Source organism: Anaerolineales bacterium (genome assembly GCA_015075725.1).
Taxonomy (GTDB): domain Bacteria; phylum Chloroflexota; class Anaerolineae; order Anaerolineales; family Villigracilaceae; genus Villigracilis.
Window position 1 is genome coordinate 578,368 of record JABTTV010000001.1, and the last position, 17,673, is coordinate 596,040.

17 protein-coding genes and 1 tRNA gene are annotated in these 17,673 nt (G+C 54.4%); 9 read left to right on the forward strand and 9 right to left on the reverse strand.

What is annotated here, in order from left to right:
* The first annotated feature begins 51 nt into the window (after positions 1–51).
* The gene (locus tag HS100_02840) at positions 52–1,950 is read left to right on the forward strand and encodes a hypothetical protein (protein MBE7432829.1); all 1,899 of its coding nucleotides are present in this window, start codon (positions 52–54) and stop codon (positions 1,948–1,950) included.
* A 48-nt stretch (positions 1,951–1,998) separates the two neighbouring features.
* Positions 1,999–2,088 (forward strand) — tRNA-Ser (locus HS100_02845).
* 504 nt (positions 2,089–2,592) lie between these two features.
* Here the strand turns inward: HS100_02845 and HS100_02850 are convergent.
* Genes HS100_02850 through HS100_02880 form a run of 7 tightly spaced genes read right to left on the reverse strand, consistent with a single transcriptional unit; the run spans position 2,593 to position 9,347 of the window.
* Complete coding sequence (locus HS100_02850; GenBank protein MBE7432830.1) at positions 2,593–3,243, reverse strand: hypothetical protein; 651 nt, start codon at positions 3,241–3,243, stop codon at positions 2,593–2,595.
* 17 nt (positions 3,244–3,260) lie between these two features.
* Complete coding sequence (locus tag HS100_02855) at positions 3,261–3,812, reverse strand: cytochrome c (GenBank protein MBE7432831.1); 552 nt, start codon at positions 3,810–3,812, stop codon at positions 3,261–3,263.
* The gene (locus tag HS100_02860) at positions 3,809–4,357 is read right to left on the reverse strand and encodes a DUF3341 domain-containing protein (GenBank protein ID MBE7432832.1); all 549 of its coding nucleotides are present in this window, start codon (positions 4,355–4,357) and stop codon (positions 3,809–3,811) included. Before HS100_02860 ends, HS100_02855 begins: the two co-directional genes overlap by 4 nt.
* Positions 4,358–4,366: 9 nt before the next feature.
* Positions 4,367–5,800 (reverse strand): polysulfide reductase NrfD, encoded by a 1,434-nt coding sequence (gene nrfD, locus HS100_02865; GenBank protein ID MBE7432833.1) that lies wholly within the window; start codon positions 5,798–5,800, stop codon positions 4,367–4,369.
* Positions 5,801–5,802: 2 nt separating this feature from the next.
* The gene (locus HS100_02870; GenBank protein MBE7432834.1) at positions 5,803–6,504 is read right to left on the reverse strand and encodes a 4Fe-4S dicluster domain-containing protein; all 702 of its coding nucleotides are present in this window, start codon (positions 6,502–6,504) and stop codon (positions 5,803–5,805) included.
* 26 nt (positions 6,505–6,530) lie between these two features.
* Complete coding sequence (locus tag HS100_02875; GenBank protein MBE7432835.1) at positions 6,531–8,768, reverse strand: molybdopterin-dependent oxidoreductase; 2,238 nt, start codon at positions 8,766–8,768, stop codon at positions 6,531–6,533.
* A 21-nt stretch (positions 8,769–8,789) separates the two neighbouring features.
* Positions 8,790–9,347, reverse strand: coding sequence for a cytochrome c3 family protein (locus HS100_02880; protein MBE7432836.1), 558 nt, complete (start codon positions 9,345–9,347; stop codon positions 8,790–8,792).
* A gap of 317 nt (positions 9,348–9,664) precedes the next feature.
* Here HS100_02880 and HS100_02885 point away from each other — a divergent pair, with 317 nt between their 5' ends.
* The 3 genes from HS100_02885 to HS100_02895 all read left to right on the forward strand — a co-directional run bounded on the left by HS100_02885 (position 9,665) and on the right by HS100_02895 (position 12,011).
* Entirely contained in the window at positions 9,665–9,922 is a 258-nt protein-coding gene (locus tag HS100_02885) for a hypothetical protein (GenBank protein ID MBE7432837.1), read from the forward strand.
* 76 nt (positions 9,923–9,998) lie between these two features.
* Positions 9,999–10,706 carry a response regulator transcription factor gene (locus HS100_02890; GenBank protein MBE7432838.1) on the forward strand — a complete coding sequence of 236 codons (708 nt, stop codon included), beginning with the start codon at positions 9,999–10,001 and terminating at the stop codon, positions 10,704–10,706.
* An 84-nt stretch (positions 10,707–10,790) separates the two neighbouring features.
* Positions 10,791–12,011, forward strand: a complete 1,221-nt coding sequence (locus HS100_02895; protein ID MBE7432839.1) for a PAS domain-containing protein — start codon at positions 10,791–10,793, stop codon at positions 12,009–12,011.
* A 5-nt stretch (positions 12,012–12,016) separates the two neighbouring features.
* Here HS100_02895 and HS100_02900 read toward each other — a convergent pair whose 3' ends face one another.
* Positions 12,017–12,361, reverse strand: a complete 345-nt coding sequence (locus HS100_02900) for an STAS domain-containing protein (protein MBE7432840.1) — start codon at positions 12,359–12,361, stop codon at positions 12,017–12,019.
* A gap of 476 nt (positions 12,362–12,837) precedes the next feature.
* On the opposite strand from HS100_02900, the gene HS100_02905 reads away from it, so the two are divergent.
* Together HS100_02905 and surE are read left to right on the forward strand one after the other, a co-directional pair.
* Complete coding sequence (locus HS100_02905; protein MBE7432841.1) at positions 12,838–13,545, forward strand: PHP domain-containing protein; 708 nt, start codon at positions 12,838–12,840, stop codon at positions 13,543–13,545.
* A 64-nt stretch (positions 13,546–13,609) separates the two neighbouring features.
* Positions 13,610–14,383: a 5'/3'-nucleotidase SurE gene (surE, locus tag HS100_02910; GenBank protein ID MBE7432842.1), complete on the forward strand. Its 774-nt coding sequence runs from the start codon at positions 13,610–13,612 to the stop codon at positions 14,381–14,383.
* A gap of 16 nt (positions 14,384–14,399) precedes the next feature.
* Here surE and HS100_02915 read toward each other — a convergent pair whose 3' ends face one another.
* Positions 14,400–15,347 carry a class I mannose-6-phosphate isomerase gene (locus HS100_02915; GenBank protein ID MBE7432843.1) on the reverse strand — a complete coding sequence of 316 codons (948 nt, stop codon included), beginning with the start codon at positions 15,345–15,347 and terminating at the stop codon, positions 14,400–14,402.
* A 135-nt stretch (positions 15,348–15,482) separates the two neighbouring features.
* Between HS100_02915 and HS100_02920 the strand changes: the two genes are divergently transcribed.
* Together HS100_02920 and pstC are read left to right on the forward strand one after the other, a co-directional pair.
* Positions 15,483–16,502 carry a PstS family phosphate ABC transporter substrate-binding protein gene (locus HS100_02920; GenBank protein MBE7432844.1) on the forward strand — a complete coding sequence of 340 codons (1,020 nt, stop codon included), beginning with the start codon at positions 15,483–15,485 and terminating at the stop codon, positions 16,500–16,502.
* Positions 16,503–16,664: 162 nt separating this feature from the next.
* Complete coding sequence (pstC, locus tag HS100_02925) at positions 16,665–17,615, forward strand: phosphate ABC transporter permease subunit PstC (GenBank protein MBE7432845.1); 951 nt, start codon at positions 16,665–16,667, stop codon at positions 17,613–17,615.
* Positions 17,616–17,673: the final 58 nt, after the last annotated feature.

Below are 17,673 nucleotides of genomic sequence, written 5' to 3' on the forward strand. Positions count from 1 at the left end.
TTAATGGACAATTCCGCCCGTTGCAGTGAAACCATTTTATAATTGTCAGCAATGAATCGACAAATCGAAAAAAGAATTCATCCGCTGGCATGGCAGGCGGTCTGCCTTGGAATCTCCCTTCTGATCTTCATCCTGATCCTGAATAACCGTTCTCCGAATCTTCTGCGACCCATCAGCATGGCGTTGAGGACCGGCTTTGGGATCGTCATTCCGCTCGCAGCGCTGGTCGTCTATGCGGCATTCCGCGTCCCAGGCCGGATCGGCGAATTGCTCTCATGGGCTGCCACCATGTCCCTATTCGCTTTGGGGCTGGCGGGTTTATGGGCATCCGGAGATACGCAATCCGTTGTATTGAACGGTCTTATTCCGCTCACCGATGCCGCTGGGTACTATACCGACGCAACACGCCTCCAGTACGGGATCGACGTCTCCAATTTCACGGCGATGCGTCCGTTCTTCGCCGGGCTGCTTTCATTCTTCCTATGGCTCACCGAAAGGAACTTGATGTCTGCTGTGGGAATCTTCACCGCGATGGCAGGTTTCTCTTGTTACTTTGCCAGCCGAGAAATTCAGCGGACTCACGGCGCGGAGGTCGCGGTCTTCTTTCTCATGCTCATGTTCCTGTACTATCGCCATCACAGCGGCACGACCATGTCCGAATCGCTGAGTCTGCCTGTCAGTCTTCTTGGAACCGCCTTGTTGTGGCGCGGAATTTCGGCGAACAAGGAACGCGCTGTTGTATTCGGGATCGCAATGATCGCTCTTGCATTGAACATCCGTCCGGGCGCGATGTTCGTCCTGCCAGCCCTGCTTTTATGGGGCGGATTGGCGTTTCGTGGTCAGGGAAAACTTTCATTTAAACTCTTTGGGCTGGGCGCTGCAGTCATTCTGATCGTCTTTTATGCAAACAGCCGCATGATCGACTTTGTATCCAACTCGGGCGGTGTCGCCTTCGAAAATTTCGCGTGGGCGTTCTACGGGTTGGCTTCCGGCGGCAATTCCTGGACGTACGTCTTCGATGCGAATCCCCAATTGGCGCTGCTCAACGACAAGGAAGTCACACCAGCCATTTACAAACTGGCTTTTGAACTTATCCGTACCCAGCCGGAACTCATCGTCAAAGGCGCTCTCTTTTACTGGCGCATGTTCTTTTCGAACACCTGGTACAACGCTTATGCCTTTGTGGCAGGAGATAATTACTGGGTAAACCTTGCAGCGCGCTGGGGAATGTATCTCTTGAACGGATTGGGTATCTATAAATGGTTCATGGACCGCAAGAACCCATACACAAGCCTTGCCCTGTTGACCGCTTTGGGCGTGCTGGCATCGGTTCCCTTCGTGCCGCCCACAGACGCTTACCGTGTCCGCCTATACGCCGCCACGATTCCGTTCTTCGTCCTGCTGCCGGGAATGGGGTTGGCTTATCTAATTGATAAAATTCCTGCCCAATTTTTCAAGCCGCAGCCTGAATCTTCGCAAAATCAATCCCCAGTTGCAATATTTTCCATTGCCTTGATACTGGTGATGATCGCTGCCCCGATTCTAATAAAAACGAACGGTATTATTCCACCCGCGCCGCAAACCGCCTGCCCCGATGAACTGGAGGGTTTCTTTACACGATTCGATGAAGGCACGGCGATCAATCTTCATCGCGAGAACCGCGCATTCATAGATTGGATGCCCGATTTTCACATCAGCGTCTTTCGCCGGAATATTCACAGCCTGCCCGATTCATACCTGATCTCAGCGATGGGTTCCATCGACCCTGAGAATACCCTTTATTATGCGCTCAACCTCCAGACCAACAGGGAAGCGATCGTCATCCTGCCGACCAGTCAATTGCCGAAATCCGGTTCGCTGATCCATTTATGCGGAGACTGGGTCGAACCTCCCGGGACGCCATACGTTTTCTTCAACGCAGAAGAGGTCATTTCCGCGGGGTCGCCATAAAGGTTGCCATTCGAAAACACATGGTATAATCCCGGTCGCTTTCGATTCGGAGAGGTCGCGTAGTCTGGCTTAGCGCGCACGCTTGGAAAGCGTGTAACCCACAAAGGTTCGCGGGTTCGAATCCCGCCCTCTCCGCCAGTGAAAACATCCCGCAAGGGATGTTTTCATAATGGGTTCGCCCGCCCCCATTGAGGGGATGACATTCGAATCCCGCCCTCTCCGCCAGTGAAAACATCCCGCAAGGGATGTTTTCATAATAGGTTCACCCGCCCCCATTGAGGAAATGACATTCGAATCCCGCCCTCTCCGCCGCGATGATTCAACCGATAGCGATGGCTTATCGAAAATCATCTAAAACATAATTAACCCCGAATTTAATTTGGGACGCGGACGAGCGCAGATTTACTTGGAAAAGGTATTAGACCTCTTGCATAAGTGCTCCCGCCGCAGTCCCCGGCGGCGGGGACGCCGCCTTGAGCAAGATAAAATTGTGACTTTTGCAGGAAGTCTATTATAAATCCGCGTTTTCAGCGTTTATCAGCGTCCCATTTGTTCTTAAAACGAACTCACCCGCGAAACCTTTATTTCGGGGTGAGTCATGTTTTCATTTCACACCAATGTTAAAACTTCCACTTTATTTTGCTACGGACCCGCATCCTCGGAAAGAGGCGTTCCGGCGTATATCATCAGACCGGAATCAAGCGCCTCGTCGTGCCCGGGAACATCCGCCATCGTCTCGGCTATGAATTGATACAACAGGGACGATTTCCAATTTCCGCCGCCGAGGATGTCGGTGCCTTTGGGCGCATCGTCGGCGCGGCGTGAACCGGCAAGAATGCCTTCATAACTGCTCAGGTCCAATTGGGCGGGGGAAACCGCCAAATCCACCGAATGACAGGAACTACAGGCAAGTGAGCCGGAATACCACAAATTGGAATTGACGAAGAGAGGTTCGATCTCTTCGAAGGTCGATTCGCAAGTCTGCGCATTGACATCCTCGAACTGGAAAGCTTCGGTGTTGGATGCCCCCGCTTCGACCCACGCTCCGACCAGGTCCGCCGCAGCGACATAACATTCGTCCGGGGTTGAGGCGGAGTTTGAATCAGCCTGCATTGCCGGAAGCGTGGCAGGAATCAATGTCGGGACGGGGGTACGCGCCGCTGTCAAATCGCCGCGATGACAGGTGAGCGTAAACCCGCAGGCATTCACATAAATAAAACCCACCCAGGCAAGCACGCCCACCAGGAATACCGTCAACGCGCCATAGATATATCTTCGAACATCGTCGTTCATTACAGGCATCTCCCTTTTTACTGGCTGGCTTTGAGCGTGCGGATGAAATTCACCACATCCCAGCGTTCGCGTACGGAAAGGTTCTCATTTAGCGGCGGCATTTGTCCGGAGAACTGCACCTCCGGGAAGAGAGTATTCGTCGGGTTCCAAATGCCGTTGGTGATGGTCAGGAACATGCTGCCGTCAGACTTGGCTTGCACGATTTCGCTTGAGAGATCGGCTGGTTTCTTTTTGACAAGGAAAGCCGCAACCGTGCCATTCCCCTGCCCGGATTCGCCATGACACATCTGACAGTGGATCTGATAGAGCTCCGCGCCTCGGGCAATGGATATTTCATCGGCAGGGACCGGATTAAGCGGTTCACCCATCCCGGGCAAATATGCAGCTCCTTCCACGGGAATGGAGCTTGCGGGGACTGGAAGCGGCGCTTCCTGATCGTCGAACGCAGATTGGATCTCCATGAACACGATCCAATCATATTTTATGACGTCGTAGGCGAAGACCATCAATAGGCCAAGCAGCGCCGCCAGAACGGCAAATACAACAAGGAGTTGTTTGAAAAGTCTCATAGGTGTTGCGCCTCCGCAGGCCTCACAGATTCAGCGCCCATTTTCTTCAGGGCGTCCATGATTTTGTTTTCGTCCGCATGCGGGCATTCGACCAGGATGGCGATCTTGCCGTCGCTGATCTCGGGGACGTACTTCATCGGGCGATAGTTGGGGAATAGGCTATCGAGGAACACACCGAGGAAGGTTGAAAGTAACATGCCCAGCATGGTCAATTCGAACAGGACGACAGCCGTGGGCGGACCAGGGATGAAGGATTGTGTACTCACCTGGATGGGATAAGGATAGAGGAACGGCGCAATGTAGGCAAGGAATACCGCGCCAAGGAAGCCAAGGATGGCGCCGCCCATTGCGATCCGGGGAACGTTCGTCCATTGATGGGGCCGACCAAGCATCGCCTCAGTAACCGGGATGCCGGAGATGACATTCATGCAATCGTCGTGAACGCCCAACGTGCGCAATTGCTCGATGGCGTTCGCCGCAGGTTCGAGGTCCGGGAAGACCGCAAGCAGGTCGACGATCTTGGTATCTGTTTTTGTGTCAGTCATCTCGTCCTCCTACTCCAGCTCGCTGACGGTGACAACCGTCTCACGGCCGAATTTCTTGAATGCATGCGCCATCTGCCCCTCCTGGACTTCCCATACAGGAATGAGCGGGATCAACTTGGATGCGATCATATACAGAAGGATAAAGAGCGCAACCGTACCCAATCCCATCGGGATTTCGATGCCGGGCGTGTACATACGCCAGGTAAACGGCATGCGGTTGATTGTGACCGAAATCGGGATGATCACGTAACGCTCGATCCACATGCCGACGTTAATGATGATGCCGACCGTGGCGACAAGCCATGGGGTGGAGCGCCATTTCTGATTCCACAAGATCGCCCAGGGAATGGCGATGTTGGAGATGAGCATGACGAACCATAACCATCCCAACGGACCGGCTTCGTGGAAGTGAAGCAGTTGGCGGGTCCACTTATCGCCGCCGTACCACTGCACCATGTAATCATTGAAGAAGAAATACGTCCAGCCCATCGAGATAATGAGCATGAGTTTGCCGACCGCGTCGAAATGTTCCGGACGGATGAAGTACTTCATATTCTTCATGGTGCCGCGAATAACCGCCAGCACTGCGATCGCCGCGCCCATTCCGGAATGAAGTGCTCCGATCACGAAGTACGGACCAAATATGGTCGAGTTCCAACCGGGACGGGTGGCCGCCGCAAAGTCCCAGGACACGATGGTATGGACCGAGAACATCACCGGGATGATCGCGAACGCAAAGATATTCATCGCGTTGCGCAGGTGGGTCCACTCGCCTTCGGTTCCGCGGAAACCCAGGGCAAGGATTTTATAAAATGTCTTTCGCCAGCCGGTGGAACGGTCGCGCGCCATCGCCATATCGGGGATGAGAGGCAGGAAGAGATACATCGTACTGCCCAAAACATAGGTCGTGATCGCCAGCAGGTCCCATGTCAGCGGGGAATGCAGGTTGGGCCACAACATGCGCTGGTTGGGGTAAGGCATGAGCCAGTAGGCAAGCCACACACGTCCCATGTGCATGAAGACACTGAAACCAGCCTGCACGAGGCCGAAAGTCGTCATCAATTCCGCCGCGCGGGTGAACGGGCGGCGGAATTCGGACCGGAAGACACGCAGAATCGCGGAAATGAACGTCCCTGCATGGCTGATGCCGATCCAGAACACAGTGTTCACGAGGAAAATACCCCAATAATCCGGGCGCATTACGCCCGCCTCACCCTGACCTTTTGTGATCAGGACACTCCAGTTATAGAACAAGCCCCAGACGACGAATCCAGCCAGAAAGGTGAAGACCAGCCACCACTTCCAGGTGGGAGGCGCCATCATTGCCTCCATGACCATCTCGTTCATCTTCCCGCGTGGGAGCGGGTCGAGCATCAGGTGCTTTTCGCGAAGATGCTCTTCGTGCGATCGCGCGGCATCCTTGTGTTGTTTCTGATCTGCCATGATTACCCTCCCTTGAAGTAGGTCACGTTCGGGAACGTGCCAAGCTCTTCAAGATGTTTGACGCCATGCCCCTTATGCGCCAGTTGTGAGACCAGCGACTCGGGGTGATCGACACGTCCGAAAACAATGGCGTTGGCCGGACAGGCTTGCGCACAGGCGGTGGTGAATTCGCCATCATAAACTTCGCGGTCTTCCGATTTTGCCTTGTCCTGCGCTTTATGAATGCGTTGGATGCAGAAAGTGCATTTCTCCATCACACCCATGCGGCGCACGGTGACATCGGGGTTCAATTGATTCGGAAGCGGTTCGGGACGTTTGTAATCGCGCCAGTTGAACGCGCGCACCTGATATGGGCAGTTATTCGCGCAGTAACGCGTACCGACGCAGCGATTGTAAACCTGTAAATTCAACTTCTCAGCCTGCGAATGCACCGTGGCGTATGCCGGACAAACCGGTTCGCAGTTGGCGTGGCCGCATTGCTGGCAAAGCATGGGCTGTTGCGGGGTCATCTTTACTTCAGGGTATTCGCCCTCCCAAAATCGCTCGATTCGGATCCAGTGCATGGATCGCCCATAACCTGAATCGACCTCGCCTACGAAGGAAATATTGTTTTCCATGGCACAGGCAGCCACACAAGCCTGGCATCCCGTGCATAGGTCCTGATTGATGACCATGCCCCACTTGCCGGTTTCTTCCTCGCTCATTTTGATCTCTTCGGGTCTGATCATGACTAATGCTCCTCTCCCATCGATTCACCGTACACACCCATGCGGCTTTCCATTCGGGAAAGACCGACGCCTCTCTCTGCGCTGGAGACTTTTTCCAATTTGACTTTCATGCCGCCGAACGCCAGGTCACCGGCTTTGTTGAAGTGCGCGGCCAACAAATCGGCAGGATTCGCTCCGCGGCCCTCGGCGTAACGACCATAGGCTTTATGACCCTGCCCGAAAGGTATTGCAACCGCATCGGGACGGATCGCCGGATACAAATAAGCGTACGCCTGCACTTCTCCCAGTTCGCCGACAATCTTGACCACATCGTCGTTCTCGATACCCAGTTCATGTGCGGTCTCGGGATTGATCTCGATCCATGTATTCCACATCACGGTTGTGGTCGGGTCCGGCAGTTCCTGGAGCCAGGGTTTATTCGCGCCCGCCTCGGCAAGGGTTGGCGAAACGAACGGGACTAGGAAGAATTCGCCCTCGCCCGAAAATTCTGCCACAGAACCGCTGAGGTTGCTGTTGAGAACACCTGAACCATCCGGCACAATACGCGCATCGGCATTCCTGAACCAGCCGCCATACTGCTGGAAATAAGCCATGAATGTGGCCGCATCCGGCGCGTCGAAGGAACCGCCCGCCTGGCTGAGCAATGCACCGACCTTTGTCTGGAGAAATTCAACCTCATCAGCAAACGGCAGCGCGGAGGCAAACTTCCCTCCAGCCAGATTCGCTGCGGCGATCAACACATCGGCTGTGGAGCGCGTATCGAAGAACGGGGTCACAACGGGCTGCGCGCCGGAAAGCACCGGTTGCGATGTGCCGGTGGCGATTCGCTGGTAACCCCAGGATTCGAGCGAGTGATGATCGGGAAAGACGTAATCCGCGCCGGTGGCAGTGTCATCTGGGAATGTCGCAAATGAAATGACCTGTTCCACACTAGTAAGCGCGTCTTCAAAACCAAGGGATTTGGGCAACTCGAAGACAGGATTGACCCCGTGAACGAACAATACCTTGATCGCGCCGCCAGCCATTTTCTCCACAAAGGTTTTCATTTCTTCAGCCGATGCCGGTCGGTTGTACCCGGTCTGATCGGGGGCAAGCGGCGAAAGATACACGCCGCCGGGCTGGCCAAAATTATCAGAGAGTGCGTTCAAGGCGAGGATCGCTTCGGCGATCTCCAAACCATTCGATTGACCGAGAGCCGCGCCGCCGGGGATGGCAAGCACATTGGATGTAGCAAACATCCCTGCGAGGTTTTCAAGCGCTTCCAACTCGACGCCGGCTGTTTCAGCGGCTTCAGCCGGGTTCACGCCGGAAAATGCGCGCGGAATTGCACCGCCGCGAATCTCCGAGACGAGTTTACCGATTGCAAGCGCAACCAAGCCTTCGGTCCCGGGGCGAAGCGGGACCCAATGGTCCGCTTTGGCTCCGGTGGAAGACATCCGCGTCTCGAATTGAACGAATTTTCCGCGCAGCTTGGTTTCCGCCTCACGCAAACCGGCAAAACCGCGCGTGTATGAAACCGGCGAAAGCCACGTCTCCAGGAAATTCGCGCCGAAGGAGAAGACCGTTTGCGCGCCGCCGACATCGAAGAAGGGCAGGCCGGGTTGACCGAAAAGATTTTCGACCGCCTTGCTCAAGGTGGCGCGGGCTTCGAACATGCTCAACGCTCCAAAACGGAGGGGCGCATTCATGCCGGTGGCTTTTGCAAGATCGGTTACAAGATCGAAGAGATGATCGGGAGCCATTCCCATCAGGAAGGCGATCTCATTCGGTTTGTAATTTTTCAGCGCATCCGCCACCACCTGGATGGCTTCATCCCAGGTCATGTTGGCAGGCGCATTATTGATATCGTCCAGAAAAGGATTCGAAAACGAGTCGTACAGGCGATCTCCGCGCGCATGTTTGATGGGACCCTGTATGCGATTTGGGTTGTACAAACCCTGCAGGGTGGCTTGCCCCCGCGCGCAGGTCTTTCCGAGGTTGAGGGGATGGCTGGCATTGCCTTCAACCTTGAGGGCCCGCCCTTGATACGTGCGAACGACGAGACCGCATCCAGCCGCGCATTCGCGGCATGTAGTGGCGTAATATGTGCTCTGCCCGACCGAATTGTATTCGGGCATCTGCTGGTAGGGTTCGCGTTTGACATAACGAGACGCGGGACCGCAACCCGTGAGGATCGCCGTGGTCGCCGCGCCCACACCAGCCAGTTTTAGAAAATCACGCCGGGAAAATTGTTCACTCATGTTGGATTCCTTTCACCCGGATTAATAGTGACACGTGCCGCAGTCTGAGAGTTTGATCAACAATTCCTGATCCTCGCCAGCGGTTTCGACGTGACAGTTCAGACACCAACCCATGTTAAACACCTGCGGGTTCTCGTAAATTCCCATCTGGCTTACATCGCCGTGACAGTCTTCGCAGTTCTTTCCAGCGGCGATGTGCGCGCGATGATTAAACTGGACAAAGTCCGGGACGATGGCAACAGGGACCCAGACCAGCGACTCCCCATTCAATACGGCATCCTTGAGCGGGGCAAGCAGGGCGCTGTCGCGCGTCTTGACGATCTGGTTGTGACACCCCCAACATTTCGATTGCGAGGGAATCCCGGCCGCGGGTCCTTTGGATGCCCCCGGATGACAATACAGGCATTGAATGCCGAACGCCACATGGGTCTTATGTGGAAATCCCGGAACGGGTTGGGCGGGCGCCTGCTGGGTCGTATAGAGCCAGTATGCAAACACGCTGAACACCGCCAGGAACACGATCCCCGCCGCGATCAGTCCAAGAGGCTGTTTCAGCCAGTCGAAAAACTTTTTGATCATGGATGCTCCTGAAATAAATTAAGCGTAACGCCGCCTGCTTGGAACGGCAGCGTTAGCCGATTGCCTTTGTTTTCGTAAAGGTCCTGAAGCGCCGCTGATCCACCAATAAAAGGACCACCCCCTACGTTTGTCCAGCCGCGCCAATTCCGGTATTCTACATCATTTTGCGCGTCAGCCCAGCCGACGCGCAACGGGCGGATTATACATCGAAAGTGTAAAATGGTACAAGTTGTATCTTTTTTATCTTGAGTACTTCGCCCACCCTGGCGGGATCGAAGGCGGAGGTTCGAACATGATTCAATTATAATGAACGCACAATGAAGGCAAATCATTTTCTTGGTCTGACCGCCTTGCTGTTGGTTTTACTGGTCATCCTGCTTGCGCTGGCCAATTTCAACCCCCCTGCTGTTTTCGCCAAGGATGCCCATGCCGGTCGGGCGGAGATTCAATCATTCATCCCGGCTTCTCAAGTCGGGGATGACTCCGAGATCGGTTCGACGGATGGAATCCTGGTGATGGGAGTGGTCATTGTTTTGATCGTCACCCTGCCTTTGTTCTTTAGGAAGAGGAAATGAAGGGGCGGCAAACGGCTTTGAAGTCATTAACATCGATTTAACAGACAGGGCTGACCCATATGGTATAGTGCCGTCCATGCCGGAAAAGATTTTGATTGTCGAAGACGAGATCGCGCTTCAGGACGCGCTTGCCTATAATCTGAAAAAGGAGGGATATATCATCGAGACATCGGGCGACGGGCTCTCAGCGCTCGAGGCTGCCCGCAAGTTCAACCCTGACTTGATCGTTCTCGATATCATGCTCCCTCATATGGACGGCTTTGAGGTCGCGCGCATCCTTCGCAAGGAAATGTCCACAGCCATCCTGATGCTGACCGCCCGCGACGATGAAATCGACCGGGTGGTGGGTCTCGAAGTCGGCGCAGACGATTATCTGACCAAGCCCTTCTCGATGCGCGAATTGATCGCCCGGGTGAAGGCGCAGTTGCGCCGCGCACGCCTCCTGCGAGAGGAAATGGGCAAATCCGTCGAAGAGGCGCGGCACGAGACCCTCACCTTCGATAACCTGACCATCAACCTCACCCGCCGCGAAGTACTGTTGAACGAGACTCCGATCCAACTCAAACCAAAAGAGTATGAACTGTTGCTTTTCCTTGCCGAACACCGCAGGCAGATGCTTTCGCGCGAGTTCATTCTGGAACGCGTCTGGGGCTGGGACTTCATCGGCGACAGCCGCACGGTGGACGTCCATATCAGGTGGCTGAGGCAGAAGATAGAGGAGAATTCCAGCGAACCCAAACGCATCGTCACGGTGAGAGGCGGCGGATATCGGTTCGAGGGATAATGTCGCGGAACGTGACGCGTAATTCCTAATTTACGTTACACTCACGCTTGCACCGTGCGCAAGCGCAGGTGTTGCAGGTTACGCATGACACAAACCCCCTTCCTTCTCGCGCTTTTTTTCCTCCTGCTTGCATTGTGGTTTGCGTGGCGCTACTTTCAACTGCGGCGGGACATCGCCCACACGGTTCGATCCCTGCGCGACACCAAGATTCCGTTTCCCCAATCGGATCGAATCGACAAGCTCGTCAGCGCGATCGAATCGCGCCGGGCATTTTTCGAATCTGAACTTAACTCCCTTCGCAAAGAGAACGAGCGACTCGCCACCGTGCTCGAACAACTCACCGACGGCGTCCTCATCGCGGATTCAGACGGCCGCGTGCAGTTCGCCAACCCGGCGGCGGGCAAATTGTTCGAAACAAGTTTTCCAGCCCAACAAAGTGTGGCACAGGTGGTAAGAAGCCATCAAGTGATCGAGGCCTGGAAGCGCTGCCAGCAGACCCGCCTGCTTCAGATCGAAACTGTGGAGATCCCCATCCGAAAGCAATATTTGCAGATCATTGTCATACCTGACGAACACGAAGGTGGAAGTTTGATCCTGGCACAGGACCTGACCCGGATCCGCAAACTTGAAAACGTGCGGCGCGACTTCATCTCCAATGTCTCGCATGAACTGAGGACTCCGCTCGCCTCTCTCAAAGCCCTGACTGAAACCCTGCAAAACGGCGCATTAGCGGACCCGGAAGCTGGTCCGCGATTCCTGGACCGAATCCACACTGAAGTCGATGCGCTGACTCAAATGGCGCAGGAACTGCTCGACCTGTCGCGCATCGAATCGGGGCAGGTGCAGCTTAATTTCGAACCCATCCCGCCGCGAACGTTGATCGACTCGGCGGCGGAGCGGATGAAAGCACAAATGGAACGCGCGAATTTGATTTTGGAAGTTGAATGCGAGACCGGCCTGCCAAATATCGACGCGGACAAAAGCCGGTTGGAGCAGGTATTGGTGAACCTCATTCATAATTCGGTCAAGTTCACAAAGCCAGGGGGAAGAATTACATTGGGCGCAGAACCCATTTCTGGCGGGGTACGATTCGCGGTGCGGGATACGGGGATCGGAATCCCTTCGGAGAGTCTTTCCCGCATCTTCGAAAGATTCTATCGGGTCGATTCGTCCCGCACCGGGTCCGGCACAGGGTTGGGGTTGTCCATTTCGAAACACATCGTCGAAGCGCACGGCGGAAAAATTTGGGCGGAAAGCGACGGAGCCCGCGGCAGCACGATTCTTTTTGAAATCCCCTGCAAATAACAAGTTCAGGAGCCAAGCAAAACGGCTTCGGCAGATTCGATCTGCGAGTAAACGGGGATTATGGCGGGAATGTCTGTGATCTCGAGCACGCCCATTACTTCGGGCGTGGGATTAAGGATGACCATCTTCCCGCCGCGCGATATCATCGATTTGGCGTTGGTGACGAGCAATCGGATCCCGATCGAGGTGAGGAAATCCACGCCTGCGAGATCCACGATGATCTTGGGTTTTTCACCGGCGCAATATCCGGTAAAGCTTGTCTCTATCTTGTTCACCCCTGTGATGTCCATCCTGCCCTGCAATTCAAGCAGGATGATGCCTTTCATCAATTCGGTTGCCGTAAATTCCATTCAGGTCACCTGTCGCATTGAGATGGCTCATTATATGAATGATGGCGGGAATGGTTGTTAACAACAGGTTATGGTTTGACATGCGTCGATTCAACGCCGGTTTTCAAACCTGCAAGTTTTTACCATTTGTTAACTGGTTCTTAAGTCCCCCTCAATGAGGCGGGTGTAAGATACGGGCATGGAAACGATCTTCGCTTTGTTCCTTTTCATCGCTCTGCTGACCATCTTCTCGGTGGATGCGTCGTTGAAACGCCGCGAATACCTTCAAAAGCAACATCGCGCGTAGTTCCTTTTCATACTTCTCCTCCTTCCTTCATCCACCCGCCTGTCAGCGTCAGGCGGGTGGAAACGTTAACAAGACCGATACCGGCAGGTAAAGTCTCATTAACATCCACACGATAGACTGGAGGGCGGAGGATGACTGAAACTTATGAAAAGGAACACGGTCTAACCGTTAAGGAAGAACAGGAAAAAAAATGGGACTTGCCGACCTGCATTTGCATACCATCTACAGTTACGACGGCACAGCCACCGTCCGGGCTGTTTTGCAACGCGCACGCCAACTCGGTTTGAACGTCATCGCGATCACCGATCACGATGAGATCGCAGGGGCGTTGGAAGCGGAAAAACTTGCCTGCCATTATGGAGTCGAGGTGATCGTCGGGAGCGAGATCACTACAGCCGAGGGCGATCTTCTGGCGTTATTCATCAATGAGAAGATCCAACCCGGGCTTTCGTTGATCGAAACCCTTCTAAAAGTAAAAGACCAGGGCGGCGTTGCAATTGCCGCGCACCCGATGGCGGGCGGCATGGGCATGAAAAGCCTGACCCCCGCATCCATTTCGAAAGCATTGAGACACCCCCTCGCCGGAAAAGCCTTGATCGGCATCGAAACGTACAACGGAACCGCCATAGACCGGATCAGCAATCACTATGCGCGCATTTTCGCCAATACCATCAACCTTGCCCACACTGCAAACAGCGATGCGCATGTCATCGATACGATCGGCTTCGGCGCAACGGAATTCCCCGGCACCACCGCCTCAGACCTGCTCATTGCCCTCCAAGAACGAACCACCCGTGTGCGCAAGTTGAATGAATGGAGCCCCTTGCGCGTGATGAGCAGTTGGGGATTTCGATACCTGGAAAGCGCATTCACCCGCCTGGTCATGGCGCGCGCATAATCCTTCTTTCTTCTTTTCTCTTTCATCATTACAATAGGGGAAATCTATTGAAAGGCGGCATCCAATGACCAAACGGATCCTTGTCACCAACGATGACGGCGTGCTTGCGCCGGGCTTGCTTGCCCTCGCTCAAGAAATGCGCAACCTCGGTGAAGTCACCATTCTCGCGCCGGAACGCAACTGGTCCGGCAGCGGTCATGTCAAAACCCTCGACCGCGCCCTGCGCGTGCGCGAATTCCGCCTCGAAGACGGATCGCAAGCCTTTGCCAGCGACGGCGCTCCCAGCGACTGCGTGGCGCTTGCCCTGCTTGGTTACTTCAAAGAGAAGTTCGATCTGGTGGTTTCCGGCATCAACGCAGGCGCAAACCTTGGGCACGATGTCACTTATTCCGGAACCGTCACCGCCGCAATGGAAGCCGTCATCATGGGCGTGCCGGGCGTGGCGGTCTCGCTCGAAATTCCCGAAGGCACGCTCGGTCCCATCGACTATTCCGCTTCCACCTACGCCGCGCGCGTGACTGTCGGAAACGTCCTCTCACATGGGCTGCCCGAAGACACGCTGCTCAATGTCAATATTCCTTTCTTGAAAAGGGAAGAGATCAAAGGATTTCGTGTGACACGCCAGGGGTTACGCGTGTATCACAGCCGCCTCGACGAACGCATCGACCCGCGCAACCGTCCCTATTATTGGATCGGCGGCGACGCGCCCACCGGCGTCCCCGAGTCAGGTACCGACGTCGGCGCATTGGCGGAAGGTTTCATCTCCGTTTCGCCATTGCAGCTCGATCTCACCGCTTATCGCGCCTTATCAGTTGTCAGTACATGGGAATGGAAGTAAAACGACCCCTTCGGGGCTAGACGCTGGCTTTCAAAATACGGCTTTTCTGAAACGGCTGGATTTGATAGACGCCGCAACAAGCGGGGATTAATAAGGTCTCGAACTTATTGAGGATAAACGCCTCTCCTTCCGCCGACACCTGGACCCGCCCCTCGATCACGGTCAACCCGTGAAAGGATTCTCCCCCCGTCTCCATGCGGACATTTTTCTTCTCGATCTGAACCGCATCCAATTGAAAATATTGGCATTGGGTCAACGTGATTACCTCGCCATCGTCCATTTGCGGAGGTTTGACGGGCAACGACGCGGCATTTGGTCTTGCAACTGCGATTGCCTTCTCGACATGCAGTTTGCGTGTTTCAGTTTCGGGGCGTCCCCAATCGTAAACGCGATAGGTCAGGTCGGATGTTTGCTGGATCTCGTAAATGAGCAGTCCCGGTCCAAGCGCATGGATGGTGCCGGGATTCATGAACAGCGTATCGCCTGGAACCACTTTCACTTTCTCTACCAATTCCAATATCTTTCCACTTTTGCTTTGAATGGCGGCGGTTACCTGTTCGGCAGAAACATTCAGCCTGATGCCCGCGATCAACTCGGCATTCGGTTCGGCTTCGAGGATATGCCAGGCTTCGGTCTTGCCAAAGAAACCTTCGCCTTCCAGGTGTTTTGCCTGCTCATCGTTCGGGTGAACCTGCAAAGAAAGCCATTGAGCGCAATCCAAAACTTTCACTAATACAGGAAAACGATTCCCCGTCTGGGCGACGGCTTTTGAACCGAGCAGGTCAGCGCCAAATTCAAGAGAAAGGTCTGAGAGGGCACGCCCGGCATACGGTCCGGAAGCGATGCGGTTGCCCGCAAAGATGATCCACGCCTCGGCCGTGGGAACGACATCCGGGCGGAGTCTCGATCCACCCCAGACATAATCCCGGTATTCAGGGGCAAGGAAAAACGGGGTTTTGTCCATGGAGCAATTGTAACTATCTTTGCGGTCTTTTTATATTAACAGATTTAACACGATGTTAACTTGTCCTTCCATTGACCTTAAGCGCCTCTGGTTATCATTTGTGCCGTAGTCAAACAAAATAGGAGAAAAAGAGAAATGTCCAAGATTTTTCGTACGTCTATGTTCCTCTTCGTTGCGTTGAGCGTTGCGCTTGCTGCTTGTGGCGCTCCCGCCACAGAAGCCGCTCCCGCTACCGAAGCGGCACCTGTCACCGAGGCCGCCGCAGAAGCCGCCCCGGAAGACCCGATGGCGATGTATGCCCCGGATGCTGTTGAAGGCGATGTGATCACTGCCGGTTCCTCCACTGTCTTCCCCGTCACCGAACGCATGGCGGAGCTCTTCCAACAGGAAGGTTTTGCTGGTTCCGTAACTGTGGATAGCATCGGCACCGGCGCTGGGTTCGAACGTTTCTGCGTGGCGGGCGAGTCCGATATATCCAATGCCTCCCGCCCCATAAAAGACAGCGAAGTGGAACAGTGCCAGGCCATCGGCCGTGAACCGCTCGAGTTCCGCGTTGCCACCGATGCCCTCGCTGTGGTTGTGAGCGCCGAGAACGATTTCGTCACCAACCTCACCATCGAACAAATCGGTCAGATCTACTCCGGCGAAATCACCACCTGGGATCAGGTTGATCCCTCCTTCCCTGCCGAGACCATCCAGATCTATTCCCCCGGCTCTGACTCCGGCACCTTCGACTACTTCGTCGAAGCGGTCATGGAAGATCATGGCGGCGAAGAAGCCCTGCTCGCCCGTGAAGGCGCGCAGTACTCCGAAGATGACAACGTCCTCGTTCAGGGTGTGGTCGGCAGCCCCTATGCCATCGGTTACTTCGGTTATGCTTACTATGTCGAGAACACCGATACACTCAAGGCTCTCAATGTTGAAGGTGTGGAACCCAATCAGGAAGATGTGGACAACGGCACCTACCCACTCGCCCGCCCGCTCTACATCTACTCCACGGCTGCCATCATGCAGGAAAAACCGCAGGTTGCCGCTTTCATCTACTTCTACCTCACCAACCTTGAAGATAACATCATTGACGTGGGTTACTTCCCCGCTCCCGCCGCTGAATTCGAACAGGCGTTGAAGAACTGGGAACTCGGTGTCGGAAAATAATTTGTAAGTCAGCATAAAAGATGGGCTGGTCTCTACAACTGGGGACCAGCCCGTTTCTCATGTACGGTCGGAGTTTTTTTGGTATTATCCCCCCAGTCCTCATTTGAAAAAACAGCTTATTTTCTGTGCCCGACCCTATAAAATATGAAAAGAGCATTTTCTATGGAAGAAAACATCAAATCACAACCCATGGAGCCGCAGATTTTTCGTCAATTCGATCTGAAAAAGAAGTTCAGGATCGGAGAGTTTCTTATTCAGGGCAGTCTGTTCTTAACCGGCATCCTTTCCATCTTCGTCACGCTCGCCATCGTGTACGAACTTGGCAAGGAAGCCCTGTTATTCTTTGTTGATCCCGATGTCACCCTGGTGAAGTTTTTTACAACAACCCGCTGGCAGCCTGGAATTGGGCAATATGGGATTGTGGCATTGGTCTCCGCCACCCTGACGACCAGTTTCATTGCCATTCTGATCTCGCTTCCACTTGGGCTGGCATCCGCCATCTATTTGAGTGAATACGCCTCCCCGAAAGCACGGGGAATTCTCAAGCCGGTTTTGGAAATTCTGGCGGGTATTCCCACCGTGGTGTATGGTTACTTCGCCCTGCTTTTTGTAACGCCAATTCTCAAATTGTTTTTTAGCGGCAACCAACTTCAAACGTACAACATGCTGTCTGCCGGGTTGGTGATGGGCATTATGATCCTGCCGCTGATTGCATCCATGAGCGAAGACTCGCTCAGCGCCGTGCCGCGCGCCTTACGGGAAGGCGCATACGCCATGGGCGCAACGAAACTAGAAACCAGCACGCAGGTAGTTTTACCTGCCGCTCTCTCAGGCATTGGGGCTGCCGTCATTATTGGAATTTCGCGTGCGGTCGGTGAAACCATGATCGTAGCGGTTGCTGCGGGAGCGGGACCAAATTTCTCATTCAATCCGCTCGATGCCGCCGAAACCATGACCGGGCATATCGCCCGCATCAGCGGCGGCGACCTTTCCTATAACACCATTGACTACACCAGCCTGTTCGCCATTGCGCTGATGTTGTTCCTCGTCACGCTTGTTTTAAACCTTATAAGCCAGTGGGTGGTCAATAAATTCCGGGAGCAATACGAATGAGCCAATATAATGAACATTATGCCCAGGGTGAAGCCTTCTACGCGGCGTTACGAAAACG

What these genes read in the sequence shown, in the direction of transcription:
- HS100_02840 (MBE7432829.1), top strand. Translation starts at nt 52, where the DNA reads ATGAATCGACAAATCGAAAAAAGAATTCATCCGCTGGCATGGCAGGCG.
- HS100_02850 (MBE7432830.1), bottom strand. Translation starts at nt 3,243, where the DNA reads ATGAACGACGATGTTCGAAGATATATCTATGGCGCGTTGACGGTATTC.
- HS100_02855 (MBE7432831.1), bottom strand. Translation starts at nt 3,812, where the DNA reads ATGAGACTTTTCAAACAACTCCTTGTTGTATTTGCCGTTCTGGCGGCG.
- HS100_02860 (MBE7432832.1), bottom strand. Translation starts at nt 4,357, where the DNA reads ATGACTGACACAAAAACAGATACCAAGATCGTCGACCTGCTTGCGGTC.
- nrfD (MBE7432833.1), bottom strand. Translation starts at nt 5,800, where the DNA reads ATGGCAGATCAGAAACAACACAAGGATGCCGCGCGATCGCACGAAGAG.
- HS100_02870 (MBE7432834.1), bottom strand. Translation starts at nt 6,504, where the DNA reads ATGAGCGAGGAAGAAACCGGCAAGTGGGGCATGGTCATCAATCAGGAC.
- HS100_02875 (MBE7432835.1), bottom strand. Translation starts at nt 8,768, where the DNA reads ATGAGTGAACAATTTTCCCGGCGTGATTTTCTAAAACTGGCTGGTGTG.
- HS100_02880 (MBE7432836.1), bottom strand. Translation starts at nt 9,347, where the DNA reads ATGATCAAAAAGTTTTTCGACTGGCTGAAACAGCCTCTTGGACTGATC.
- HS100_02885 (MBE7432837.1), top strand. Translation starts at nt 9,665, where the DNA reads ATGAAGGCAAATCATTTTCTTGGTCTGACCGCCTTGCTGTTGGTTTTA.
- HS100_02890 (MBE7432838.1), top strand. Translation starts at nt 9,999, where the DNA reads ATGCCGGAAAAGATTTTGATTGTCGAAGACGAGATCGCGCTTCAGGAC.
- HS100_02895 (MBE7432839.1), top strand. Translation starts at nt 10,791, where the DNA reads ATGACACAAACCCCCTTCCTTCTCGCGCTTTTTTTCCTCCTGCTTGCA.
- HS100_02900 (MBE7432840.1), bottom strand. Translation starts at nt 12,361, where the DNA reads ATGGAATTTACGGCAACCGAATTGATGAAAGGCATCATCCTGCTTGAA.
- HS100_02905 (MBE7432841.1), top strand. Translation starts at nt 12,838, where the DNA reads ATGGGACTTGCCGACCTGCATTTGCATACCATCTACAGTTACGACGGC.
- surE (MBE7432842.1), top strand. Translation starts at nt 13,610, where the DNA reads ATGACCAAACGGATCCTTGTCACCAACGATGACGGCGTGCTTGCGCCG.
- HS100_02915 (MBE7432843.1), bottom strand. Translation starts at nt 15,347, where the DNA reads ATGGACAAAACCCCGTTTTTCCTTGCCCCTGAATACCGGGATTATGTC.
- HS100_02920 (MBE7432844.1), top strand. Translation starts at nt 15,483, where the DNA reads ATGTCCAAGATTTTTCGTACGTCTATGTTCCTCTTCGTTGCGTTGAGC.
- pstC (MBE7432845.1), top strand. Translation starts at nt 16,665, where the DNA reads ATGGAAGAAAACATCAAATCACAACCCATGGAGCCGCAGATTTTTCGT.